This window comes from Flavobacterium sp. UMI-01 (genome assembly GCF_019656315.1).
Classification (GTDB): Bacteria; Bacteroidota; Bacteroidia; order Flavobacteriales; family Flavobacteriaceae; genus Flavobacterium.
The window spans coordinates 67,000-90,784 of the sequence record NZ_BPLU01000006.1 but is presented as its reverse complement, the minus strand read 5'-3'; the positions used below and the strand labels follow the sequence as shown (position 1 = coordinate 90,784).

The 23,785-nt window shown below is 34.6% G+C and carries 23 protein-coding genes; 9 read left to right on the top strand and 14 right to left on the bottom strand.

All coding sequences use genetic code 11. From position 1 onward, the window contains the following. The first annotated feature begins 2 nt into the window (after positions 1–2). The 3 genes from K5R64_RS02740 to K5R64_RS02730 all read left to right on the top strand — a co-directional run bounded on the left by K5R64_RS02740 (position 3) and on the right by K5R64_RS02730 (position 3,405). On the top strand, positions 3–770 hold the full coding sequence (locus K5R64_RS02740) for a tetratricopeptide repeat protein (RefSeq protein ID WP_220760633.1): 768 nt from the start codon (positions 3–5) through the stop codon (positions 768–770). A 39-nt stretch (positions 771–809) separates the two neighbouring features. Next, complete coding sequence (locus K5R64_RS02735; protein ID WP_220760631.1) at positions 810–2,555, top strand: BatD family protein; 1,746 nt, start codon at positions 810–812, stop codon at positions 2,553–2,555. Between the two features lie 103 nt (positions 2,556–2,658). Continuing rightward, positions 2,659–3,405: a tetratricopeptide repeat protein gene (locus K5R64_RS02730; RefSeq protein ID WP_220760629.1), complete on the top strand. Its 747-nt coding sequence runs from the start codon at positions 2,659–2,661 to the stop codon at positions 3,403–3,405. A gap of 27 nt (positions 3,406–3,432) precedes the next feature. On the opposite strand, the gene K5R64_RS02725 is transcribed toward K5R64_RS02730, so the two are convergent. Further along, on the bottom strand, positions 3,433–3,972 hold the full coding sequence (locus K5R64_RS02725) for a CvpA family protein (RefSeq protein WP_220760627.1): 540 nt from the start codon (positions 3,970–3,972) through the stop codon (positions 3,433–3,435). A 287-nt stretch (positions 3,973–4,259) separates the two neighbouring features. Between K5R64_RS02725 and K5R64_RS02720 the strand changes: the two genes are divergently transcribed. The 3 genes from K5R64_RS02720 (at position 4,260) to K5R64_RS02710 (ending at position 6,241) form a co-directional block, all read left to right on the top strand. Further along, on the top strand, positions 4,260–4,616 hold the full coding sequence (locus K5R64_RS02720) for a hypothetical protein (RefSeq protein ID WP_220760625.1): 357 nt from the start codon (positions 4,260–4,262) through the stop codon (positions 4,614–4,616). Positions 4,617–4,743: 127 nt separating this feature from the next. Next, on the top strand, positions 4,744–5,763 hold the full coding sequence (pheS, locus tag K5R64_RS02715) for a phenylalanine--tRNA ligase subunit alpha (RefSeq protein ID WP_220760623.1): 1,020 nt from the start codon (positions 4,744–4,746) through the stop codon (positions 5,761–5,763). Between the two features lie 70 nt (positions 5,764–5,833). Further along, positions 5,834–6,241 carry a hypothetical protein gene (locus K5R64_RS02710; protein ID WP_220760621.1) on the top strand — a complete coding sequence of 136 codons (408 nt, stop codon included), beginning with the start codon at positions 5,834–5,836 and terminating at the stop codon, positions 6,239–6,241. A gap of 81 nt (positions 6,242–6,322) precedes the next feature. On the opposite strand, the gene K5R64_RS02705 is transcribed toward K5R64_RS02710, so the two are convergent. Beyond that, a complete protein-coding gene (locus K5R64_RS02705) occupies positions 6,323–7,090 on the bottom strand; it encodes a Bax inhibitor-1/YccA family protein (protein ID WP_220760619.1) in 768 nt (255 codons plus the stop codon). Between the two features lie 500 nt (positions 7,091–7,590). Here K5R64_RS02705 and K5R64_RS02700 point away from each other — a divergent pair, with 500 nt between their 5' ends. Next, positions 7,591–9,327 carry a chondroitinase-B domain-containing protein gene (locus K5R64_RS02700; RefSeq protein ID WP_220760617.1) on the top strand — a complete coding sequence of 579 codons (1,737 nt, stop codon included), beginning with the start codon at positions 7,591–7,593 and terminating at the stop codon, positions 9,325–9,327. 52 nt (positions 9,328–9,379) lie between these two features. Here K5R64_RS02700 and K5R64_RS02695 read toward each other — a convergent pair whose 3' ends face one another. The 4 genes from K5R64_RS02695 to K5R64_RS02680 all read right to left on the bottom strand — a co-directional run bounded on the left by K5R64_RS02695 (position 9,380) and on the right by K5R64_RS02680 (position 14,319). Then, entirely contained in the window at positions 9,380–10,009 is a 630-nt protein-coding gene (locus K5R64_RS02695; protein WP_220760615.1) for a hypothetical protein, read from the bottom strand. Between the two features lie 68 nt (positions 10,010–10,077). Next, positions 10,078–12,423, bottom strand: a complete 2,346-nt coding sequence (locus K5R64_RS02690) for a M28 family peptidase (protein ID WP_255580277.1) — start codon at positions 12,421–12,423, stop codon at positions 10,078–10,080. A 15-nt stretch (positions 12,424–12,438) separates the two neighbouring features. Continuing rightward, complete coding sequence (locus tag K5R64_RS02685) at positions 12,439–12,786, bottom strand: hypothetical protein (RefSeq protein WP_220760613.1); 348 nt, start codon at positions 12,784–12,786, stop codon at positions 12,439–12,441. A 3-nt stretch (positions 12,787–12,789) separates the two neighbouring features. Continuing rightward, positions 12,790–14,319 carry a carbon-nitrogen hydrolase family protein gene (locus tag K5R64_RS02680; protein ID WP_220760611.1) on the bottom strand — a complete coding sequence of 510 codons (1,530 nt, stop codon included), beginning with the start codon at positions 14,317–14,319 and terminating at the stop codon, positions 12,790–12,792. A gap of 178 nt (positions 14,320–14,497) precedes the next feature. On the opposite strand from K5R64_RS02680, the gene K5R64_RS02675 reads away from it, so the two are divergent. Then, positions 14,498–14,830 carry a single-stranded DNA-binding protein gene (locus tag K5R64_RS02675; protein ID WP_220760609.1) on the top strand — a complete coding sequence of 111 codons (333 nt, stop codon included), beginning with the start codon at positions 14,498–14,500 and terminating at the stop codon, positions 14,828–14,830. 55 nt (positions 14,831–14,885) lie between these two features. Here K5R64_RS02675 and K5R64_RS02670 read toward each other — a convergent pair whose 3' ends face one another. The 8 genes from K5R64_RS02670 to K5R64_RS02635 form a co-directional block, all read right to left on the bottom strand. Next, positions 14,886–15,044: a hypothetical protein gene (locus K5R64_RS02670; protein ID WP_220760607.1), complete on the bottom strand. Its 159-nt coding sequence runs from the start codon at positions 15,042–15,044 to the stop codon at positions 14,886–14,888. Positions 15,045–15,103: 59 nt separating this feature from the next. Then, the gene (locus K5R64_RS02665) at positions 15,104–15,613 is read right to left on the bottom strand and encodes a ferritin (protein WP_220760605.1); all 510 of its coding nucleotides are present in this window, start codon (positions 15,611–15,613) and stop codon (positions 15,104–15,106) included. Between the two features lie 173 nt (positions 15,614–15,786). Further along, complete coding sequence (locus K5R64_RS02660; RefSeq protein ID WP_220760603.1) at positions 15,787–17,022, bottom strand: OmpA family protein; 1,236 nt, start codon at positions 17,020–17,022, stop codon at positions 15,787–15,789. 298 nt (positions 17,023–17,320) lie between these two features. Then, positions 17,321–18,007: an HAD family hydrolase gene (locus K5R64_RS02655; RefSeq protein WP_220760601.1), complete on the bottom strand. Its 687-nt coding sequence runs from the start codon at positions 18,005–18,007 to the stop codon at positions 17,321–17,323. A 3-nt stretch (positions 18,008–18,010) separates the two neighbouring features. Continuing rightward, positions 18,011–18,889 (bottom strand): DMT family transporter, encoded by an 879-nt coding sequence (locus K5R64_RS02650; RefSeq protein WP_220760599.1) that lies wholly within the window; start codon positions 18,887–18,889, stop codon positions 18,011–18,013. Then, complete coding sequence (locus tag K5R64_RS02645) at positions 18,886–19,218, bottom strand: hypothetical protein (RefSeq protein ID WP_220760596.1); 333 nt, start codon at positions 19,216–19,218, stop codon at positions 18,886–18,888. The genes K5R64_RS02650 and K5R64_RS02645 overlap by 4 nt, the downstream gene beginning before the upstream one ends. Before the next feature lie 104 nt (positions 19,219–19,322). Next, on the bottom strand, positions 19,323–21,389 hold the full coding sequence (gene metG, locus K5R64_RS02640) for a methionine--tRNA ligase (RefSeq protein ID WP_220760594.1): 2,067 nt from the start codon (positions 21,387–21,389) through the stop codon (positions 19,323–19,325). A 206-nt stretch (positions 21,390–21,595) separates the two neighbouring features. Then, on the bottom strand, positions 21,596–22,966 hold the full coding sequence (locus tag K5R64_RS02635) for a hypothetical protein (protein ID WP_220760592.1): 1,371 nt from the start codon (positions 22,964–22,966) through the stop codon (positions 21,596–21,598). A 152-nt stretch (positions 22,967–23,118) separates the two neighbouring features. On the opposite strand from K5R64_RS02635, the gene K5R64_RS02630 reads away from it, so the two are divergent. Then, on the top strand, positions 23,119–23,682 hold the full coding sequence (locus tag K5R64_RS02630) for a hypothetical protein (RefSeq protein ID WP_220760590.1): 564 nt from the start codon (positions 23,119–23,121) through the stop codon (positions 23,680–23,682). Positions 23,683–23,785: the final 103 nt, after the last annotated feature.

Here is a 23,785-nt window from a genome sequence, read left to right as displayed (position 1 = left end):
TAATGAAAAGAGTTTATAAAATAGTATTTGTTTTATTCCCATTCTTGGGAGTGGGGGCGTATGCCCAAGAAAAAGACAATATTTTGCCTCAAGCGAATGAAGAATATGCCGAAAAGAATTTTGTAGAAGCCGAGGCCAATTATCGTATATCGAATGCTAAATACAATAACAAAGCCGCAGCCAATTACAATTTAGGGAATGCTATTTACAGGCAAAACCAAGCATCAGAGGCTAAGTATGCTTATGCTAAAGCGATTGAAAAAGCCAAAACCCGTACTCAAAAACACAAGGCTTTCCATAATCTTGGGAATGTATTCATGAAGGAGAAGGATTATACACAAGCCGTTGAGGCATATAAAAATGCACTTCGCAACAATCCTTCTGATGAGGAAACCCGATACAATTATGCTTTAGCCAAAAAGTTGTTAAAAGAAAATCCACCTAAGAACGACGATAAAAACAAGAATAAGGATAAAGACAAAGACAAGGATAAAAATAAGGATAACAAAGACAACAAGGACAAGAACAAAGACGACAATAAAAACAACGATAAGGACAAGGATAAAAAAGACGGCGATAAAGATAAAAATGATCCAAACAAAGGAGATAATCCAAAGGATAATCAGCCCAAACCCAATCCCGGAGGAATTTCGAAAGAACGTTTAGAAAATTTATTAGATGCGGTAAACAACGAAGAGAAAAAAATTCAAAATAAAGTAAACGCTAATAAAGTAAAAGGAAAACCAGTCGATACAGATAAAGATTGGTAAGCCCAAAAATGAAAATGAAACCATTGATTAGATAGTAAAATGAAAAGGATTGTATTAGTAGTATTTTTTATTTCTCAAGCCATTTGGGCTCAAGTTCAGTTTGAAGCTCGAGTGAGTAAAAATTCGCTTGGGTTGAACGAGAGACTGCGTATTGATTTTTACATGAATTTTGACGGGGATAATTTCAATGAACCTTCATTTGACGGATTCAAAGTTATTGCTGGACCAAGCCAACAAGTGAGCCAATCTTGGGTTAATGGGCGCAGTTCATTCGAAAAAATGTATTCTTATTATTTAGTTCCCAATCATAAAGGAACAATCGTAATCAAGTCAGCAACAATTGAATATGATGGTAAAGTATATAAATCATTGCCTGTCAAGATTCAAGTTACTGATGCTGTGCAACAACAAGGCGACCCAAGTGATGTGACGGTTTCGGCAGATAATAATATTTATTTGGTGGCTGATATCTCTAATGGAAGTCCTTATATCAATGAACCCATCACGGTCGTTTATAAGTTGTATTTTAGTTATAATGTTGGTATCACCAATTGGCGTGAACTCAATAAACCTACTTATAATAATTTTTGGTCTCAAAACATCGATATCAAACAGTTAGTAGCAGAAGAAGGACAGTTTAAGGGTGAAAAATACCGCTATGTCGTATTGCGAAAAACGGTGTTGTATCCTCAAAAATCAGGAAAACTTGCCATAGAACCATTGTCATTGGATATTGATGTACAATTGCCTACCAACCGAAGAGATATTTTTGGACGAATGTTAATCACCGAAGGCAACAAACGCGTTTCGGCGGGGAGTAAAACCATTAATGTAAAACCACTGCCAGAAGCAGGAAAACCAGCTGATTTTACTGGAGCGGTAGGAAAGTTTGATTTCAAAGTAACGCCTTCAAAAACCAGTTTAAAAAACGGCGAAAGTTTGGATTTAGTGGTAAGTGTAACTGGGAAAGGGAATATGAAATTATTTACTCTGCCTAAACCAGTGGTGCCTAATGCCCTCGAAATGTATGATGCGGTTCATAATGAAAAAGTAGAAACACCTTTGTCAGGGATGACAGGTACTATTTCGGACAGTTATACGATTGTGCCTCAATACAAAGGAAGTTATCCTATCAAGCCAATTCAGTTTAGCTATTTTGATTTGGGTACCAAAACGTATAAAACCATTAGTTCACCCGAAATCACGATTGATGTATTGGATGGTCCTACAGATACACGAACCGCTGATAATGGTAGCAATAAACAACAAGTAATTGTACCTAATCAATTCAAATACATAAAAACAAAAACGGAGTTGGTTCCAGCAAATGAAGAAGATTTTCTAGGATCTAATTTATTCTATAGTCTGTTGTTCATGCCTTTCTTGTTATTGCCTATCATTGTTTTGGCCAAAAAGAAAAAAGAAGCAATTGATAGCGACGTATTTGGAAACCGAATCAAAGCCAACAACAGATTGGCTAAGAAATATTTATCAGAGGCTAAAAAACAATTGGCCAATAAAGAACCATTTTATGTGGCGCTCGAAAAAGCGATGCACAATTTCTTGAAAGCCAAGTTGCATATTGAAACATCTGAAATGAGTAAGGAAAATATTCGAGAAATATTGTTAAACAAAGGAGCCAAACCAGAGGTGGTAACGGATTTTATTAATCTTACTGAAAATTGTGAATTTGCTCGATATGCTCCATCATCGAGTGCTACAATTCAAGATGATTTTAATAAAGCGGTATTGATTATTGCTGATTTAGAGAAGCAGATAGGTTAAATTTAAGAACGGTATCTAATCGATGAGATGGTGATTCTCCATCGTGTGAAGGCTTAAGAGATAAAAAAATATACTTATTAAATACAATTATACCCCTGGGGTTATGAAAAACATTTTTTATATCATAGTACTAGTAATTACCCAAATTACCCTTGCCCAAGGAAATTTTGAGAAAGGAAATGATTTGTATCAAAAAGGGAAATATAAAGAAGCAATTGCAGCTTATGAAAGTATTCTTCAAAACAAACAGCAATCAGCGGAGGTATATTTTAATTTAGGAAATTGTTACTATAAACTAAATCAAGTGGCGCCGGCGATTTACAATTATGAAAAAGCGTTAGTCCTACATCCAGAGAATGAAGATGTGCTTAATAATTTGAAATTTGCACAAAAGAAAACTATTGATGAAATTAAAGAGGTACCCAAGGTAGGTTTTGCCAAATTGCTTCGAGATTTCACAGGAATATACCATTACAACACCTGGGCGTGGATGGCAGTAGTTTTTGCAACCGTATTTTTGTTATGCTTTTTAGGTTATTACTTTTCACAAATTACGTTGACCAAAAGAGCCTATTTTTATGGAATGTTTTTTTTCTTGTTGGCTGTTTTAGTTAGTGTATCTGCTGCATTATTTGAAAAGAGTCATTTTGAAAACGAAAAACCAGCTATTGTATTTGCTGCTATTGCTGAGGTTTATAGTGAACCTCAAAAAGCTAGTACGACTGCGATGGTTTTACATGAAGGGACAAAGGTTTATGTTATGGAAACCGTATCTAATTGGAAAAAAATTCAGCTGACAGATGGCACTGAAGGTTGGATTGAGAGTCGTGCAATAAAAGAAGTCAAATAAAAATTGACATGGATATTTTTTAAGGTGTTATTCTTGATTGGGAACTTCGGGTTTGGGATGAGTAGCTTTTGCTTTGACTCCTTCGTACCAAGTTTCTAGTTTTGGAAACACAAATTGCGATACTTTCTGGATAGGATTGTAAAATGTTGAATTATCAAAAGTTTCTTGTTTTACAAGCCAATTGTTGAAGTTGATTTTGTGAAAAAGATTAAATGCCACACTCAGAATCAAAATGGTTTTTAACACACTAAAAAAACCACCTGCAAGACGATTTACCCATCCTAAAAAAGCAAAACTCATCAGGCTGGTAAACACTTTTGCAAGAAGATGCACCCCAATTACCACTCCGATAAACGTGAGCGCAAAGGCTACAATTTCGATTGATTTTGGTGACCAAGGAAAAACACTAGAAAGTATTTCGCGGATGATAAATGAAAATTGTATTGCCAAATAAATGCCTAAAAGTAGCGATATAAAGGAAGCGAGCTCAACGAAAAGCCCATTTTTGATACCCTTGAACAAACCATAAAGTAATAATCCTCCTAAAACGATATCCAAAAAGCCCATAAATTCCGTATTTTAAAAAGGAGCAAATATATAAAGTTTTGTGGGTTTTGCATTAGAGACGCAACCTGTTGTCCTAGCCAGATGAGGAAAACTTCATAGTTTGAGGCAAAAGGGCTGTAGGAATACAAATCAAACGAGGTCTTTTTTTGGGAGTGTACCCAATTAGAAAAATAACCTTCGGATTATAAAACGAATGCTGGCCAACTTGTTATCTTTGCTAGAAAAAATAAATTCCTGCTATTTTAGATTTACGTTCTGAAAAAAGGGACTCAACAATACAAATACAGATGTCAAGAGATATACTACTAAAAGAACGCTGGGAACAGCTTGTGAGAATATTGTCAGACCAATTTTCGCAAGGCGAAGATTTGGATTTAGACGCCATTATTTATTTAATTGGTGTACAAGAATTGGGGAAACTACACCGTGAATTCAAAAAAGACGAAAAATTAAACCTAATGCATATCGCAATTTGTCGTTTACTTGAGCCGTATGGTTATTATGAATTTGATTTTTTTGATGAGGAAGGTTGGCCACATTACAAAGTCAAAGAGCAATTGCCTCCGCTCAAAGCAGGTGAGCAATCTGTATTGATGAAAGAGGCAATAGTGAATTATTTTTTGGAACGCGAGGTTATTTCTTGACTTAGAGGAAAACCTGAGGGTGTAAGCTAAGCATATTCCTTTTTACTGCTTAACAAATAACACCTTGCTGATAACTCAAAACAAATAACTTTTTCCTAAATTTGCCAACTCAATTATTGGAATGAAAATGATAGATAAGATAAAAGAATATATTGGTGAAGCGGAAGCTTTTTCGACACAAAATCCTGCTGAACTAGAAGCATTTCGTATTAAATTTATTGGTAGTAAAGGCCTTTTAAAAGATCTTTTTGCAGAATTTAAAAACGTGCCTAACGAGCAGAAAAAGGAATTTGGGCAAGTGATAAACTTACTCAAAACGACCGCAGAGGAAAAAGTAAAAACCATCCAAGAAACGCTTGAAAGCAAAGAGGAAGCAAAAGGAGTATATGGAGATTTGACTCGCTCGGGAGAGCCTATTATCATTGGGTCTCGCCATCCTATTTCTATCGTAAAAAACCAAATTATTGATATTTTTTCAACCATAGGATTTAATGTATCCGAAGGGCCAGAAATTGAGGATGATTGGCATAATTTTACCGCTTTGAACCTGCCCGAATACCATCCAGCACGTGATATGCAGGATACGTTTTTCATTCAGACCAATCCAGATATTTTATTACGTACACATACTTCATCAGTGCAAGTACGTTATATGGAAGATAATAAACCGCCTATCCGTACTATTTCACCAGGACGAGTTTTTCGAAATGAAGCAGTATCTGCACGTTCGCATTGTATTTTTCACCAAGTAGAAGGGTTATACATAGACAAAGAGGTTTCATTTGCCGATTTAAAACAAACCTTATTGTATTTTACTAAAGAAATGTTTGGGAAGTCTAAAATACGTTTGCGTCCTTCGTATTTCCCGTTTACAGAGCCAAGTGCCGAAATTGATATTTACTGGGGCTTGAAAACCGAAACCGATTACCGTATTACCAAAGGTACTGGTTGGTTAGAGATTGGCGGATGCGGAATGGTAGATCCTAATGTACTTAAAAATTGTGGTATCAACCCTGATGAGTACAACGGTTTTGCTTTTGGTATGGGGGTTGAGCGTATCGCGATGTTATTGTATCAAATAGGTGATATTCGTATGTTTTATGAAAATGACGTGCGATTCCTAGAGCAATTTAAAAGTTCAATATAATTTGTGAAAGATGCTAAGATTCTAAGCTACTTAGTGTTTCACAACCTCAGCATCTCAGAACCTAAAAAAAATGAAAAAAGACATTACCATCCCTGAAGTAGAAAATGTATTCCTAGCGGCAGTCCAAGAATGGAATGACGATTTTATGGATAAAGTGTGGTATGTGTATTTGGTAAACGATAGTGATTTTGATATTGAAAGTGTCATGGTGGTTTCTAAAGCCTTTGGTACCATTGAAGGTGAAATGAAAAAAACATCATTATTGCGTCATGCCTTCGTAAAAGTGCCAGCAGTGTCTGTTGCCAAAGTAGAATTAGTAGAGAAAAGTGTACTTGCACTTAATAATGAATTTATGGTTACCTATTTTATTGGTAATACGTTGTATGATAAAAAATTTGTCTTTAAAGCTAATTCGATCAACGAAGGACATTTTGAAGAAGTACCTATTCTATTTGTAGATGGTGTTATTGTACGTTAAAAAAGTATGATTACCACAAACCTTTATAGCATAAAAAAATCCTTCTGAAAAGAAGGATTTTTTTATGCAGTTTTGTTTGGATTAGTCTTTACTAGAAAGTTTAGATAATAATCGCAGGAATTCAATATACAACCACACTAGCGTAATCATTAATCCCATGGCGCCAAACCATTCCATGTATTTTGGCATTTTTTCCTGAACTCCTTTTTCAATTCGGTCAAAATCTAAGAAGATGTTCAATGCGGCTACAATTATGACAAAAACACTTATCCCGATACTCATCATCGAGTTGCCATAATGTACAGGCTGAAAGCTCGTAAATAATGAAACCAACCACGAAATAAGATAATAAGTCGCTATAGCGAATGTAGCAGCTATTACTACTGATTTGAATTGTTCGGTTACCTTAACAATTTGGTATTTGTATAAACCTAAACACACTAGAAAGGTAGCAAAAGTTGCGCCAACAGCTTGGATTACAATTCCAGGGTATTGTGCTTCAAAGATTGCTGAAATTCCTCCTATAAATAAACCTTCAAATAAGGCATAACCAGGAGCTAAATATCCAGAATATTGTGGTTTAAAAGCCGAAATAACCACCAATACCAATCCTACAACAGCGCCACCAATTGCAGGTAAAATAGGGTTCATTCCATTAAATGCCATCCACCAAATCACCATAGCAGATGCTGTTAACAATAAGAATAACAATGCGGTTTTATTGATAGTTCCTGACAGTGTCATTTCTTGGTCTTGCCCTATTACAGTTGCTTGATGCACTTGTTCTGCTCTCGATGTGGCAGTAAAAGATTTATTGTTTAAAAATGGATTACGTGATTTAAAATTCATAAGTTCAAATTTTTTATTCCCTCAAAGATAAATTAAAATTTAGAAGTTTTAAACAGTGTCTTTTAATTTTAAATAAAGTTTGTGTTTTGTAATGAAACTTTGTCTATTATTTACAATACTTAAAAGAATAAGGTTGAAGTTTTATCACGTTCTTGTGGGGTTCAGACAATTGTGGTCTAAATATGAGGTTACTAGAATTTTTTTATTTAAAAAGATAGGTTTATTTGCTGTTAGTAGTGCTTTTTTAATAAATTTTTGAAACAGTTAATATGGGCTATTTAATAAACATTTTTTGCTTAAACTTCTCAAAATTGTTTTTTGAAAATCCTGTTTGGAGGTTTAGAGTAGTCTATATTTGGGTATTTTTTGAGTGGCTAGTTGTAAGTTTTTCTCCTTCAAATGTAAATTGGTTAACCAATTTTAGCCTGTTTTTGCAATAGTTTCTATTTTATTTTATAGGTTTGTTCAGTAAAATGAATAACCATCAAAAAATATAAAAAGTGAATAGACTACCATTACGTTCCTTGCATCTTTTATGGATGTTATTTTCTTTGACCACTTACAGTCAGTTAGTTAGTACAAATTCGGCTTTAGCGACTGCAATTTCCAATGCAACTGCAGGAACAACCATTATTTTAGCTAACGGTACATGGACCAATGTGCAAATTAATATTAATAAAACAGGGACTCAAGCCAATCCCATAACGATTAAAGCTCAAACGGCGGGAAGTGTTTTTTTTGAAGGCAATTCCTATGTTAAGATGGGTGGGTCTTATATCTTTTTTGAAGGCGTCATCTTTAGAAATCCATCAGGAATAAGCCCATCAACACCGGTAATCGAATTTAAATCTAGTTCTGATTGTTCTAATTGTAAATTGACCAATGTTAAAATTGATGCTTACAACGCTACGGGGCAAGAAACAACGGTTTTTAAATGGGTTCTTTTAAGAGGGCAGTACAATGAGATTAGTTATTGTTCTTTTTTAGGGAAATATGGGATAGGAAGCATCATTAATGACAACAGAGAAAATTCTAACCCCAATTACCATAAAATTCATCACAATTATTTTGCAGGTAGGACACCTGTAGGGCAAGTGAATGATTTAAATGATCAAGATGCTATTCGTATTGGGAATAGTAGTACGTCCTTATCCGATTCTTTTTCCGAGGTGTACGATAATTATTTCGACAACTTTAGTGGTGAGGTTGAGGTGATTTCTAATAAAAGTTGTAAAAATAAATATTACAATAATACCTTTAGAGATTATCAAGGAGCACTTACCTTACGCCATGGAAATGATTGTGAGGTTTATAATAATTTTTTCATAGCCAATAACAAGCTGTTCTCAGGTGGAATCCGAGTAATGGGCGAAAATCATAAAATTTATAACAATTATATTGAAGGAGTGAATTCTAAAAAAGTTGATAATTCCACTTCATCCGCTACAGGGGGAATAAATGTTTCTAATGGTCGTGTAAACACAGCCTTAAATGGCTATTATCAAGTAAAAAATGTAACCATCACCAACAATACATTTGTGAATTGTGATTATGGTTTGCGAATTGGTACTTCAGTGGCTAGTGATTTAACTTTGGCACCAGAAAATCTAATTGTAGCTAATAATGTATTATCGAATGTGACTACCAAAGCTATTCAGGTGAGTACAACTCCTATAGGGACTTCCCTTTTTCAAGGTAATATAAGACAAGGAGGAAGCTGGGATATAACCACAGGCACCAATGGGAATGCTGTAGTAAGTTCGGGTTTATTGGCTAGTACTAAAACTGATTTTTATAGACTTATTACTGGTAGTGCTGCAATTGATGCGGGATTAGGAAGTTATTCATTCTTGACATTTGATATTACAGGTGGAAATCGAACAGCGAGTTTTGACGTCGGCGCAGAGGAATTTAATTCCGGGGGAACTCGAGTGCCTTATACCGCCTCTGATGTGGGTGTTAAAGTAGGTTTTGGTGCCAATGGTAATTTAAGTGTAACAAAAAATCAAATAGCTGCTCAAAATTTAATGATTTATCCAGTACCTCTTCAAGGAGAATATTTGAATGTTCATTTCAAAGGGGAATCCATTGGGAAGGTTCAAATAGTTGATCTTCAAGGTAAAATACTTATGGAGGCCATAATTGACACTGCTGAGGGTCAATTGGAAATTAGTAAATTGCCTCCAGGAATATATGCTTTAAGAGCACAAGGAGTCAGTGAGTTGTTAGTAAAATAAGTTTTCTCAAGTAATTAAGGGGGCATTTTTAAGTGGTTAATTTTTAAAAAGTTTAATTTAAACTAGGGCCTTCTGGAATTTTTATTTTTACTTTCATTTTCTTCAATAACAATAAGTAAAAAGACAAGCAGGCCAAAATAAAAAACAAACCAATTTCAAATCGGACAAATAATTTATTGCCGTTATGAATGGTATTGGCAATAGTAAGTGCTGTTTTTCCTTCGTCAATTTGAATTTGTGCCAAAACAACTAAGGTTTTGGCAATTTGTTCAGCTATTAGTTGAACTTGTTGCCAATCTTTGTTTTGATTTTCTATTTTTAGACTGTCACACTGAAGTTGGAAAAAAGCAAACTGTTTTTTTTCTTCGGTTGTCAACACAGTGGAGAGGTATTGAATATCAAGTGCACCCATTTTTTGTAAAAGGGTGTTTACGGCCAGATGTTTTTCAATATCATTAATCGTGGTTTTTTCCGTCAAACTTTTTAGTTGGTGGATGGTATTGGTGTATTGAAAAATATAATGACTTACTAATAAGCGGTCGTTGTAAATGGCTTTTATACTTTCGTTCGTTTTTTTTGAATTAAGACTAATAAAATGATTACTAATCAAAAGCAATACGGTAACAACAATTAAAATAATGGCTGTTTTGGTTTTCTTGTTTATGGCTTTTAAATCTTTCATAATCAATTGGTTTTAGTTGTTGAAAGATAGCCTTTTCGGTTGAATTATCGAAAGTTATCTCGTAATTGTCATTCTGATTGTTCCTCTTGGATTGTTTTTTCAGGAACAGAGATGGGGCTTGGTTTAATGGTTTGTTTGATACAAATAGCATCGGTTAATACAAATGGGGTGGGCATCATCCAATTGGCTCTGGGTGAAATCTTGAAGTCGGGATTTTGTAATAAATCAAAAGAACTCTCTAATAATTGCATGTCAAAAGTAGTGGCTCTATTGAGTACAAACTCCAATTCGAGGGGTTGGTTATTTACCACATAATAACTAAGAATTTTTTTTCCATTGCGATTCATTTTATTGCTCGTAGCGTCCAGTTGAGCTACGCCATTGGCTTTAAAGTGGTAAAAATCCATTTTTTCATTGGCAAAAATATCGTAACGATTGACCTTTCGATTAGGAAGAATTTTTATTTTAAGATAATGGAGGTTTTCGGCAATACTGTCCTTTAGAAATTGGATAGTTGGGCCTGCAATTGACTTTACGGTTGTTTGTGTAGCATACGTAAACGGAGAGTTGTATTTGCTAAACAAAGGTATGTCAGCTTCAAAATCAGCTTTCTGGGGTTGGTTTCCTAATACCGATTTAGTCCAATCATCTAAATTTTTGTCATAGGTCGCCCAAAATGCTTTTTCGGTATCAGTATCATAGAGGTAAACCAAGCTATTGGATTTGGCTTTGCCTTTTTCATATCCTGACTGTAAGTGTGCTTTTGTAAAAAAAACCAGAGAAAGGATGAAAAAACAAAACGCCCATAATCCTTTTTTGGGAATGGAATCAAATACAGGTAAAAGCAACCCATACAACAAAACGGTCAGTGCAGCGCTTCCAAAAAGTATTTTGAGTCCCAGTCCGATGGGAAACATATATACAAATGGAAAAATAATCAGCAAGGCTGGTAAACTCATTATTAGATTATACCAATGTTTGTTTTGTTGGCTAAGAATATAGTAACCCAAGAGTAAAAGACCAAAATAGACTGGAATGATGAAAAAACCAGCTCCTGGTAAAAAGTAAGCAATTCCACCATTTAATAGTAACCAAAAAAATAACGGAGCAATCCAATAGTTGACGCTGATTTTTTTTGCCGAAAACAAATGATAAATACCTAAGCAAATCGCAAGCGTTAAGAGAACAAATGCGGCAATATAATCGTGACCATTATAGGTGAATCCATTGAGTAAATCATGGTATTGTGGATAAATTGAAAGCAATGTTTTCCAACCAAAAAATGCTGTTAATCCTGCAATTAATAAACTCAAAACAAAGGGGATAAAGCCTTTAAGAAGAGATTTGAAATCAAGAATGCGTTTAGCCACACCTATAAATAATAAGATAAAAAATAAACTTATGGCTAGGAGCAACATGGGTTTTACCCAATCAAAAGGATAATGAATGAAGGCGAATGGAATGGTAAAATAGACTTCATCTTGGGCTGATTGTGTTTGCTTTAAGTCTGCATTTGAGAAATAATGCAACAAAGGAAGTAAATAGGTTCCCTGATGGCTGAGTGTGTTTTTGTCAAGATGAGCACTGTCGTCTTGAGCCGTATGGTAATTGTAATGGCTATCAATGAAAGCAAAATTGAACCCTTGAATGTTACCTTCTTTTCTAAATACAGTTAGGTCTGTGTCGTTAGGAAGCATTTTGTAGATGCTATACATCAAGGAATTGGAAACAGCAAAAGGAACAGCTGCGTTAGCAAATTCATTAACTAGGCCAGCATTACCGTTGTTGGTTTCCATTAACATATAACTAGGACCCGAAGTTCCTCTGGCTTCAAAATTAAGAGCAAGAGCAATTTCTTTAGCCCATGGATGTTGACTAACAAACAGAGAAGCTCCGTTTAATCCTAATTCTTCTGCATCAGAAAATAAGATTATGATATCATTTTTGGGCCTTTTTTTGGTGTGTAAAAAAGCACGAACGCTTTCCAGTATCGTGGCTACTCCTGAGCCAGCATCGCTCGCTCCAAATGAAGCCGAATGGGGAGCACTATCATAATGAGTAAGTAAGAGTAAGGCTTTGCTGGAATGGCTGCCTTTGATACGGGCTAGAATATTTTTGGAATACACTAAATTTCCCCAATCGGTTAAGGTGTATCCTTCTTGTAGGCTGGTTTGTAGGCCTAGTTGTTGTAGTTCTTTTTGTAATTGTTGCGACACAAGTTCGTGTTCTGGACTGCCTACATAGTGTGGTTTTTTAGAAATGTTTTTTACATGTTGAAAAGCTCTTTTGGTCGAAAATGCGTCTAAAGGTAATTCGGCTTCGGCACCCCATTGTGGCATCATGGTAAAATATCCTATTGCTAAAATCAGGAACAAACAAAGGAAAGTAAGTAAGGAAGTGTATTTTTTTATCATGATGCGAGGATGGTATTAAATATCTTTTTTGACTAACATGTAAAACTCGTTTTCTAAAAGCATGTACCCTTGGTCATACAAAAAGTAATACGTATTTCCTGTTTTGGTATTCAAAATACTAGTGAAATACTGAAAGTCAAATCCTAAACTTAATAATTTAGTTTTGGTGGTTTTTGCTTTTCCCTCAGGATTTAAACTAGAAAGGATACGGTAATTTTTGCGCAATTTGTTGTTTATATTGCGCATATAATTAGTGCTGTCTTTGTTTATTTTGTTATTATACGCATTGCGACAGCCATCACTACAGAACTTTTTGTCTTCTCGACCAATGATTTTTTCGCCACATTCTAAACAAGTCTTCATGTTTTAGCTTTTTAGTTTTTTTATTCGGTACAAATCATGACGGCGGTCTTTAAGAATCTTCACGCTTCCGTGTTCATGAAGTTCTTTGAGTAAATCCAAATCAACATCTACAATGAGTGTCATTTCGGTATTGGGAGTGGTTTCGGCCTTGATGCCGTTGCTTGGAAAAGCAAAATCGGATGGGGTGAAAACAGCAGTTTGAGCATATTGGATGTCCATATTATTTACCTTGGGGAGGTTACCTACGCAACCTGCGATGGCAACATAACATTCGTTTTCGATAGCTCGGGCTTGTGCACAATGTTTGACACGGGTATATCCGTTTTGGGTATCGGTTAGAAAGGGTACAAAAAGAATGTTCATTCCTTCATCTGCCATTAAACGAGAAAGTTCTGGGAATTCAACATCATAACAAATCATAATTCCGATTTTTCCACAATCGGTGTCAAAGGTTTGAATTTTATCACCACCGGTAATTCCCCAATGAAAGACTTCGTTTGGTGTGATGTGTATTTTAGTATAGGTTTCGTAAGAACCGTCTCGTTTGCATAAAAAACCAGAGTTGTATAGCACGCCATCCACAAGTTGAGGCATGCTTCCGGTGATAATGTTAATGTTGTAAGCAATAGCCAATTCTTGAAAACGTTTCTTTATGGGTTCGGCATATTTGGCTAATTCTCTTATAGCATCAGCCTCAGACAAATGATTGTAGTCGGCCATCAAAGGAGCAATGAACAATTCTGGAAATACAGCAAAGTCACTGCCGTAGCCCGAAACAGCATCAATAAAAAATTCAGATTGTTCAAATAAGGCATCTAAATCCTTTAATGGACGCATTTGCCACTGAATCAATCCAAGGCGAATAACACTCTTTTCAAGATTAATATATTTTGGACTTTCGACATAATAGATGTTATTCCATTCTAATAAAACAGCAAATTCTTTTGATTTTTTATCACCTTCCAAATAATTTTTCATGATACGCATGACATGAAAATCATTGCTTAATTGGAAAGAAAGTACGGGGTCATGTATTTCTTTGCGTTTTACTTTGTCGATGTAGGCTTTTGGAGTAAGTTCCGTAGCGTATTTACTGTAATTTGGTATTCTGCCAGCAAAAACAATGGATTTCAAGTTGAGTTGTTCGCAAATTTCTTTTCGGGCATCGTACATACGACGACCTAATCGTAAGCCTCGGTATTTGGGATCCACAAAAACATCAATCCCATAGAGCACTTCACCTTTGTAGCTGTGGGTTGAAAAGGTATAGTTACCAGTTATTTTAGCATAATCATGATTTTTATCGACCAAGTCTTCAGGTACAATAAGTGAAAGTGCGGAACCCACTACGATGCCATCAACTAAAATAACAAGTTGTCCCTCGGGAAATATTTTGAGTAATTTTTTTACTTCAGATTCGTTCCAGTAATTATCGGCCATTTCAGGATAGGACTCCATCATGGATTTTTTTAATTCTTTATAATCTGCGATTTTTAAATTTCGTAATTCAACTTTATTGATTTCTGCTTGCATAAATTAATTGGGTTTTTGCTAATATACGAAAAAATAACATCCGTTTACAAACGTTTACAAATAGTTACAACCGAAAGTAATTGAATGATAACCGACTAGATTAAGCAAGCTGTCGCATCTTTGTCCTGTTGATTTGAACGAACAATCAGCATTAATAATAACTTTAAATTTATACGCCATGAATGCATTAAGAAACAAAGTACAGTTAATTGGACACTTAGGAAATGACCCTGAAATCAAAACTTTCGATGGAGGAAAAAAATTAGCCAACTTTACACTCGCCACAAATGAGAGTTATAAAAACGAAAAAGGAGAAAAAGTGGAGGAAACCCAATGGCATAGAATAGTTGCTTGGGGAAAAACTGCTGAAATTATTGAAAAGTATGTTGTCAAAGGCAAAGAAATTGCCATTGAAGGTAAGTTGACTCATCGCAGTTATGATGACAAAAACGGAGAGAAACGTTACGTTACGGAAGTCGTAGTTTCAGAATTGTTATTGTTAGGGAAATAGTAAAATTGATTTAAAAAAGAACCCCGTTAACGAAGGAATGCGTTGACGGGGTTTTTTATTCTAAATCAAATCTTGGGCACTTTTTACATCGCTTGTTTTCGCCCTTTTTGTATTTTTCACAGCATTCTGTCTTACGGTTTTTTTGTTTTTTACCGTCATCAAGGAAATTTTTTTTATCCTTTTTCTTTTCTTTTTTTTTGTCTTTATTGCCCAATTTGTGTCAATTATAGAATCGGTTGATTTTAGTTTTAATAGTAGAAATGAGTACGTTGCTTATAGAGGTGTGGTTCCCGTATTGTTTAATTGTTGGATGTCTCGGTCAAATAAGTATAAACCCCCTTTGTCATCTCCAATGAGATTGATTTTGTCTAAGATGCTTTTAGCTTGTGCTTCTTCTTCCACTTGTTCGGCTACATACCATTGTAAAAAATTATGAGTGGCATAATCTTTCTCTGAAAAACTAAGGTGTACAAGGTCGTTGATGGATTCAGACACAAAAATTTCGTGCTGGTACAATACTTCAAACATTTCTTGAAATGTATCGTAAGTTGTTTTAGGAGCTTTTAATTCCGAAACTTGTGCATGTCCACCTCTTTCATTAATAAATTTAACAATCTTTAGCATATGCAAGCGTTCTTCGTCTGATTGCATATACATAAATTTAGATACGCCTTCTAATCCATGAGTTTCTGCCCATGATGCCATAGAGAGGTAAATCTGTGAAGATTCGGCTTCAATACGAACTTGCTTGTTCAATGCGGTTTCAATTTTTTTGGATAGCATAACGGACTCTTTCTTGTAAAGTTACAAAAAAATGTAAAGCAAGTTTTGGATAGTAGTGGTTATTTAGATGGGATATATCACAAAAAAAAACAGTAGTAAACATTGGTTTACTACTGTTTTAAAGTTATTTTTAATTCTACTTCCTTATTGCAAGAAAGGATGATTAATAAAGATTATTTTATTTTGAAAGTAACTCTTCTAACTAATTGTCTAGCTGCTTCAGAAGATTTATCAACTGAAGTATCTTCACCATTTGCAATTATATTTAATCTAGAAGCTGCAATGTTAGATTTTAATAATGTTTGTTTCACATTATTTGCTCTAGCAGCAGATAATTTATTGTTGTATTCTGTACTTCCAATTTCGTCAGCGTGACCAATGATGTCCACTGTAGAAGATGGGTTGTTTCTCAAGTAAGCTAATACGTAAGAAATAGCATCTGTAGATTCTGAAGTTGGAGTAGATTTGTTGAAATCAAAGAATACACTGATGTAACCTCCATTAACTAAGTTTTTGATAGTTTCACCGTCAACCATACCACCGTTAGATGTTTTGTATTTGCTGTCGATGTATTTTTCAATTTCGTCTGGAACACCATTTTTGTTCAAGTCAATAGCACGGCCTTTTGAGTCAACCATCACTCCTGACATAGTGTTAGGCTCAGCATCTAAATAATCAACTACACCATCTCTGTCTGTGTCGTTGTTCATTGTTTCTAAGTCATCAACTCTTTTTTCTAAAGCAACAACGTCTTTGTCTTTAAGAACAATCCAGTCAGCATGTTTTTCACTTTTACCTAAGTAATAAGTAAGACCTACTGTAGCGTTAAGCATTACACCAAATGGGTAGTTTGCCCCTGATTTTACATCAAAGTTTAAGTTTTGTCTAGCGTTAACAATACCAGTTGCATCTGCAGTTAAAGCAAAACGGTTAGATAATCTAACTTGTGCAGTTAAACCTGCCATAGCATTAAGTACGTTGTTTTTCGTGTCTCCACTTCTAACTTGTCCAGCACCAAGACCTCCATGAGCTAATAATCCTAAACTGTTAGTCCAAGTTTCAAAATTCATGATACGTCCTAAGTTAGCAACTCCTTGTACGTTTGCTCTATAGTATCTTGATTCAAAAGCAGGAGTGTCATTTTTTTCTGAAAGGTTGTTGTAACCTACATCAGCTTTGATACCAAATTTGTTGTTGATCATGTATCTTACTCCTAAATCAATAGTATAAGGAGATACAAATCCAAAGGCATACCCAGGAGTGATGTCATTTAATGGTTTGTTGAAACCACCAGCCAATTCGATTGACCATTTGTTGTAATCTTGAGTTGCGTCTTTTTTGACGTCATTTTGTGCGCTTACTGATGTTACAGCTGAAGCTAATGCAAGTGTAATTATAAGTCTTTTCATAGATTTAAATTTTTTGATAAAAATAGCTATTTTTTTTAAAAACAAAGTTTCAAAATTCCTTTTTAATTTTATTTAATTCCCATTTTAATAGCCATTGACTATTTTTTTAATTTATATTTATTAGTTAAAATCGTATGATATTAATAATAAACTAAAAAATTAAGGTCAAAATTGTACTATTTGTTTTATTTTGTCGCTTTTGTTAAGTTATATTAATTCTGCTGTTTTGTGAGGTTTTCAGGCTAAAAAGCATTATTTTTTTATTATTTAATAGGGTTTTAGTAATTTTTTGTGTCTTTTATCTTACTATTTTACAGATGTCTTTTATAGAAAGAACGCTTTTAAAGTTGTTATGGACTATTTTATGGTCAATTCTTTCATGTGCCCAAGTAGTATGAAAGGGAATATGGATGGCATGTCCGCCAATTTCTAATACGGGTAATACATCTGATTTTAACGAATTCCCAATCATTAAAAATTCGTCAGGTTGAATTTCTAAGCGTTTTAATAAATCTAAATAATCTACCTGTTGTTTGTCTGACATTACCTCGATATGGTGGAAATATTTTCCTAAACCTGAATTGTGGAGTTTACGTCTTTGGTCTAACAAATCGCCTTTGGTTGCTACCACTAATTTATACTTCTTATGTAACGCTTCAAGGGTTTCTTCAACACCATCCAATAATTCGATGGGTTTGTCAAAGAGTTCTTTTCCATACTGAATAATTTTTGCCACTACTTCTACCGGAATTGTATGGTTAGAAATGCTCAAAGCAGCTTCAATCATCGACAAGATGTAACCCTTAATTCCGTAGCCATATCTTTTTAAGTTGTCGATTTCAATCCGAAACAATTCTTGAGAGATGCTTTGATGGGAAAGATAATCGCTCATTAACGCACAAAATTTTTCTTCGGTTTCTGCAAAATAGGTTTCATTGACAAATAAAGTGTCATCTGCATCAAAGGCTATAACTTTTAGGCTCATATTTTATTTTGATTTTTTAAATCCAATTCGTTTATCATAAAAAGTCACTCGTATTCCCAAAAGTAAAAAAACTGCTCCTAGAATCCTATCCCAACTCATTTTTTCGCCCAATAGAATCCAAGCTAGTAAAGTGGCTAAAACCGCTTGTCCTAGTAAACTAAGCGAAACTCGGGTGGCTTTTAAATGTTGGGTAGCATAACTAATCAATAACCAAGCGGTCAATTGACAGATGGCTCCTTGAACGAACAGCACTAGCCAAGCTGTAGGTGTAAATCCGGTAAAATTTTCACCCGTTATACTACATACCAACGCTAAGAATATACTGGAGGAAAATAAGACCAAGCTCATAAATGAAAGTACGTCCAATTGTGTTAGCAGGTTTTTACTAATTAATATATAGGTAGCATATAATATTCCAGATAACAAGGCAAGCACAAATGCCAAATCAAAGTTGAGCTGTGCAAATGTTTCGATACCCACAAGGATGGCCATGCCTAATAAAGCTATAATTGTCCCCATCCAAAAATTAGTCGTTGGTTTGTTTTTTAGAAAGAAAAAAGAACCCATCCCTACCCATACAGGTGATAAATTAGCCAGTAAAGTCGCTTGAGTAGCAGTTGATTTTTGTATGGCAATATTCCAAATGGCAATATCAGTGGCAAATACAATCCCGCACAAGCAGGATAGCAGAAAGAGATTGGTCTTGGGTAACTGGAATTTTTTAGTAACTATTATATAAGGTAGCAAAAGTAAGCCTGCAATAAACATTCGGTAAAAAGCCGAAATCAATCCATTAGTCAATTGCAACCGAACCAAAATAGGAAAGATAGAAATACAAAGTATTCCAAGGGCTAAAGCCAGTTTGGGTTTGGTGTTATTCATATATAGGAACGTATTATTGCTGAAACAGAATCTGATTTTGGAGCAATTTTCGCCATTTGTTCGTTTTTGGTAGAGACGTTGCAATGCAGTGACTCTACGGAAACATCCTCAATACAATGATTTTTGTTTATAATCAATTTTCCATGTACAGGATTTGGCATACTGATATAATTTCCTAATTCAACAAAAGGAAAATGTTTGGGGATATCCGACCAAAATTGATTTGCTAATTGTCCAATTTCGTTAAATCGCATTTCATTTTGATTATAGTCCCAATTTTTTAAACGGGTTGAGGAAATTGGATATCTGTTTTGGAATTTTCCATTCATATTATTTCGTTCACAATGATGTAACGAATGTAATGTATTTTTGAATAAAAAACATAGAGACGTTGCATTGCAACGTCTCTATCAATTAGGATATATCAAATTTTTTAATTTATCGTTTCGCCATTCCCAACACCTTCAGCATCTGGGTTCACAAAAACCAATTTGCCTTCGGCATTGTTGGTCATCAAAATCATTCCTTGGCTTTCAACCCCACGTAACGCTCTTGGCGCTAAGTTGACTAGAACAGTCACTCTTTTTCCGATGATGTCTTCCGGTTTGAAACTTTCAGCAATTCCTGAAACAATGGTACGAACGTCAATTCCGGTATCTACCTTTAATACTAATAGCTTATTTGCTTTTGGCATTTTCTCGGCTTCTAAAATGGTTCCTACACGTAAGTCCATTTTGGCGAAATCCTCGTATTGAATCAATTCTTTCTGAGGTTCGGCCTTTTTATTTTCAGCTAGATTAGCGGTTTTAGTCGCTTCCAATTTATCAATTTGTTTTTGGATGGCCTCGTCTTCTATTTTTGCAAAAAGCAATTCCGCCTGACCTATTTGGTGACCAGGTCTCAACAAATTCAAAGTATCAACCATACTGAAATCAAAATTCCAATTTATTTTATCAACTTTTAAAATTCTTCTCAATTTAGCAGCAGTAAATGGCAAGAAAGGCTCGCAAAGCGAACTCATAGCAGCTGCAATTTGCAAGGCAACATACATTTGGGTTTGTACGCGCTCTGGATTGTCTTTGATAACTTTCCAAGGCTCTTCGTCAGCCAAATATTTGTTTCCTAAACGAGCGGCATTCATCATTTCGCCTAAGGCTTCTCTAAAACGGTATCTTTCAATAGAGCTCGAAATTACCGCTGGATATGCTTGTAATTCGGCTAAAGTTTGTTCGTCAACCGCCGTCAATTCGTTTGGAGTAGGAACAATTCCGTTGTAGTATTTGTTAGTCAATACCACTACACGGTTGATGAAGTTTCCAAAAATAGCTACTAATTCGCTGTTATTTCTCGCTTGAAAATCCTTCCAAGTAAAGTCGTTGTCTTTTGTCTCGGGTGCATTCGATGTTAAAGCATAGCGCAAAACATCTTGTTGGTCTGGGAATTCTTCCAAATATTCGTGAAGCCAAACCGCCCAGTTTTTTGAAGTCGATAATTTGTTACCTTCTAAATTCAAAAATTCATTGGCAGGTACATTATCGGGTAAAATATAACTTCCCTCAGCTTTTAACATAGCTGGAAAAATCACGCAATGGAATACGATATTGTCTTTCCCGATAAAGTGAACCAACTTGGTGTTTTCATTTTTCCAATACGGTTCCCAGTCTTTTCCTTCTCTTGCAGCCCATTCTTTGGTGGACGAAATGTAACCAATAGGCGCATCAAACCACACATATAATTTTTTTCCTTCGGCACCTGCTACAGGAACATCAATTCCCCAGTCTAAGTCACGGGTTACGGCACGGGGCTCTAGACCTCCGTCAATCCAAGATTTTACTTGACCAAAAACATTGGGTTTCCAGTCATTCTTGTGTCCTTCCAAAATCCATTCTCTCAAAAAAGCATCGTATCGGTCCAAAGGTAAGAACCAGTGTTTTGTAGATTTCAAAACTGGAGTTTCTCCTGTAATAGTCGATTTTGGATTAATCAAATCGGTAGCGTTCAATGTCGAACCACATTTTTCGCATTGGTCACCGTAGGCTTCCTCATTACCACATTTAGGACATGTACCTGTTACAAAACGATCGGCCAAAAATTGGTTGGCTTTGGCGTCATATAATTGCTCGGTTACTTCTTCGATAAAATCGCCGTTATCGTATAGTTTTTTAAAAAATTCCGAAGCGGTTTCATGGTGAATTTGTGCCGAAGTTCGAGAATAGTTGTCAAAGGCAATTCCAAAATCAGAGAACGATTTACGGATAATTCCATCGTATTTGTCAATGACTTCCTGAGGAGTTACACCTTCTTTTTTGGCTTTCATCGAAATAGCCACACCGTGTTCGTCGCTTCCGCACACAAACAAAACATCTCTTCCTTGCAGGCGCAAATAACGCGAATAGATGTCCGCAGGAACATACACCCCCGCCAAATGCCCAATATGGATGGGGCCGTTAGTATATGGCAAAGCTGCCGTAATCGTATATCTTTCTGGATTTTGTAACATGATTCAATTTTATTGAGCGCAAAAATAAGGAATCCAATTGAAAAACGTACTTATTTTATTTGGAGCTGTTTCCTGCTCTCCACTCTATCTTTTCCTGATTAAAGAAATCAGGAAAAGGATGCCGCTACGATCAGGCTAGAATTGAGAATGTTTAATCTACTAAATCCAAATAATTGACACAAAATCTAAATATCAATGTATTAAACTCATTTTACAATAGATTTATTCAAGTTTAAGAAATATGAAAAAGTATTTTCATATTTCTTCTTTTTTTCTTCCCTTAACTTATTAGATAAATTCAGTGCATCATCAACAAGATTTGGACTTGCTCCACTTAATATTGATATTAATAAAGGTGAAAGTCCTTGGACAAAACCTACATATGCAGCACCTATTGAAACACTATATTTTACAACTTTTTTTAATGTTTTTGAAAGAATTTCATGTTGCGCTTTTTGATAATTTATAAAATCGGGCTCTAATTTTGTTTTAATAAATTTTTGTAAATCTTTTAAATCAACATCATTATAATTAGTTGAAAAAACACTACTCAAATCACTAGACAATTTCAATCTCAATTTATATAATTCATCAATACTCCTTTCTTTATAAGATAATATTTGTGGTATTGTTACATCATCTAAAACTCTGTCAGTTATATACAAATAAGAAGATTGAACAACTAAATTATTTAAATTCACTAAACTATAATTATAATTTCGACCCCATTCTTTCTGAAGACTTACTTCATTATTATTTTTTGCTCTTTGAACTTTATATTGATAAAAATTATGAATATTAGAATCTATAAATATTGGCATTAAATCATACTCACTACTTAATGCTAATTTTTGATTAACCTTTCCAATAATAGAAAAATATTGTTTTTCAAAATCATTTTCAATCTCTTTTTCTGAAAAAACAAAAGGATGTTTATAACTAGGTTTTGGAAATATATTAATCCCGCTTAGTTCTGGCAAAGGTGGACTAGGTAAAAACATATTAGTTTGTACTTTCCCTTCTTGCTTAAATAATTTATTAACATATCCAACTGAGTTTACATCAGACACATCAAAATCATAAGCAATTTTAAGTGAAATAGCATTTTTTTGATAAAAATTTGTTTTCTTACAATCAATAATTTTAATATTCCTTCTATCTAAAGCCAATTCAAACTGATCTAACAGTTTTTCCTCTTTCTTTTTATTTTCCTCTCCTTTATATAAAGGCAAAACATTACTAATTAATAGTGCTTGATATGGTTTATTCAACCCGTCTTTACCTCCTCCAGAATTTAAAACGTGTGCTGCTGTTAATGAATCTTTTGGAACTTGAGGCTTTGGAACATGTTTAAATCTTTCAAGCATCTCAAACCCATTAAGTGATTTCAAATGAACAAGATTCCCATTAATTTCATAATAATAACAGATACTTCCTTCCTCTAAAAAATAAAGTTGATCTTCTGGTGGCGTTAAATTAATTTCATCGAAAATCAAAAGCAATCTTTTTAATTGCAATGTTGTCAATGGTTCATGATTAATTACAAAACCACTTAAACCTTTATCTGGATCGAACATAACTATCTAAATTTACTATTCAATATAAAATTAAAAGAAACTCACAAAATATACCTACAAAATTTTACAAAAAAAGATTTGAAAATTCTAAAAAAATAAACTCAACTCAATTATTTCTCCGAAATTTGCAGTCCATTTAAATTCAAAATCTCATGGAATTCGGAAGCATCTTAATCTCAGAAAACGCAGCCAATAGCGAAAATTCGCAAGACATCATTAATTCGAATATTTCGATAATCAACTTGATGCGTGAGGAGAAAATTGATGATGAATTCATTCATGAAGATGCTTTGATGAGTTATTACCTCGATTATTATGTAACACAATGTGCTCAGGGCAATTTTGCTCAGTTTGTGTACAATTCGGGTTGGAACAACGAGCTGAACGAATTAATCGAAGAAGGCTTGCAGTTATTAGGTGCCCACCACCAGTTGGAATTTTTTCAGCAACAAGCAAAAAAAGTACGTTTGATGAGTAGTGTGAAACTGGCTAAATTCCTAAAAGGAAAATTAGAAGGAGTAAATCCAGTGAGAGATGCGCTTAACGAAAATGTTTTTTATGGTGTCGTTCCCAATACTCAGGATTTAGAAAAAGAAAATTTGGTCGAACTAAATGCGGCTTTCCTAAAAAATCATCCCGATACGCAAATCCTTCCAGTGGAAGCCATTTTTGAACTTTTGGAAGATTATTTAGAGCGAGATATTAAAAGAAATTAGTGTGATTCAAACCATAAATAGCTAAAATAAGTAGTTGAAATTTAGAATCAAATCAAAATAAATTTATATTTGTGAATACGACTACTTTTAGTAGTTTATCTTT

What these genes read in the sequence shown, in the direction of transcription:
- K5R64_RS02705 (WP_220760619.1), bottom strand. Translation starts at nt 7,090, where the DNA reads ATGAATTTTAAATCACGTAATCCATTTTTAAACAATAAATCTTTTACT.
- K5R64_RS02740 (WP_220760633.1), top strand. Translation starts at nt 3, where the DNA reads ATGAAAAGAGTTTATAAAATAGTATTTGTTTTATTCCCATTCTTGGGA.
- K5R64_RS02645 (WP_220760596.1), bottom strand. Translation starts at nt 19,218, where the DNA reads ATGAATGGAAAATTCCAAAACAGATATCCAATTTCCTCAACCCGTTTA.
- K5R64_RS02730 (WP_220760629.1), top strand. Translation starts at nt 2,659, where the DNA reads ATGAAAAACATTTTTTATATCATAGTACTAGTAATTACCCAAATTACC.
- K5R64_RS02665 (WP_220760605.1), bottom strand. Translation starts at nt 15,613, where the DNA reads ATGCTATCCAAAAAAATTGAAACCGCATTGAACAAGCAAGTTCGTATT.
- K5R64_RS02710 (WP_220760621.1), top strand. Translation starts at nt 5,834, where the DNA reads ATGAAAAAAGACATTACCATCCCTGAAGTAGAAAATGTATTCCTAGCG.
- K5R64_RS02690 (WP_255580277.1), bottom strand. Translation starts at nt 12,423, where the DNA reads ATGATAAAAAAATACACTTCCTTACTTACTTTCCTTTGTTTGTTCCTG.
- K5R64_RS02695 (WP_220760615.1), bottom strand. Translation starts at nt 10,009, where the DNA reads ATGAAAGATTTAAAAGCCATAAACAAGAAAACCAAAACAGCCATTATT.
- metG (WP_220760594.1), bottom strand. Translation starts at nt 21,389, where the DNA reads ATGTTACAAAATCCAGAAAGATATACGATTACGGCAGCTTTGCCATAT.
- K5R64_RS02675 (WP_220760609.1), top strand. Translation starts at nt 14,498, where the DNA reads ATGAATGCATTAAGAAACAAAGTACAGTTAATTGGACACTTAGGAAAT.
- K5R64_RS02655 (WP_220760601.1), bottom strand. Translation starts at nt 18,007, where the DNA reads ATGAGCCTAAAAGTTATAGCCTTTGATGCAGATGACACTTTATTTGTC.
- K5R64_RS02635 (WP_220760592.1), bottom strand. Translation starts at nt 22,966, where the DNA reads ATGTTCGATCCAGATAAAGGTTTAAGTGGTTTTGTAATTAATCATGAA.
- pheS (WP_220760623.1), top strand. Translation starts at nt 4,744, where the DNA reads ATGATAGATAAGATAAAAGAATATATTGGTGAAGCGGAAGCTTTTTCG.
- K5R64_RS02630 (WP_220760590.1), top strand. Translation starts at nt 23,119, where the DNA reads ATGGAATTCGGAAGCATCTTAATCTCAGAAAACGCAGCCAATAGCGAA.
- K5R64_RS02680 (WP_220760611.1), bottom strand. Translation starts at nt 14,319, where the DNA reads ATGCAAGCAGAAATCAATAAAGTTGAATTACGAAATTTAAAAATCGCA.
- K5R64_RS02725 (WP_220760627.1), bottom strand. Translation starts at nt 3,972, where the DNA reads ATGGGCTTTTTGGATATCGTTTTAGGAGGATTATTACTTTATGGTTTG.
- K5R64_RS02650 (WP_220760599.1), bottom strand. Translation starts at nt 18,889, where the DNA reads ATGAATAACACCAAACCCAAACTGGCTTTAGCCCTTGGAATACTTTGT.
- K5R64_RS02685 (WP_220760613.1), bottom strand. Translation starts at nt 12,786, where the DNA reads ATGAAGACTTGTTTAGAATGTGGCGAAAAAATCATTGGTCGAGAAGAC.
- K5R64_RS02720 (WP_220760625.1), top strand. Translation starts at nt 4,260, where the DNA reads ATGTCAAGAGATATACTACTAAAAGAACGCTGGGAACAGCTTGTGAGA.
- K5R64_RS02735 (WP_220760631.1), top strand. Translation starts at nt 810, where the DNA reads ATGAAAAGGATTGTATTAGTAGTATTTTTTATTTCTCAAGCCATTTGG.
- K5R64_RS02660 (WP_220760603.1), bottom strand. Translation starts at nt 17,022, where the DNA reads ATGAAAAGACTTATAATTACACTTGCATTAGCTTCAGCTGTAACATCA.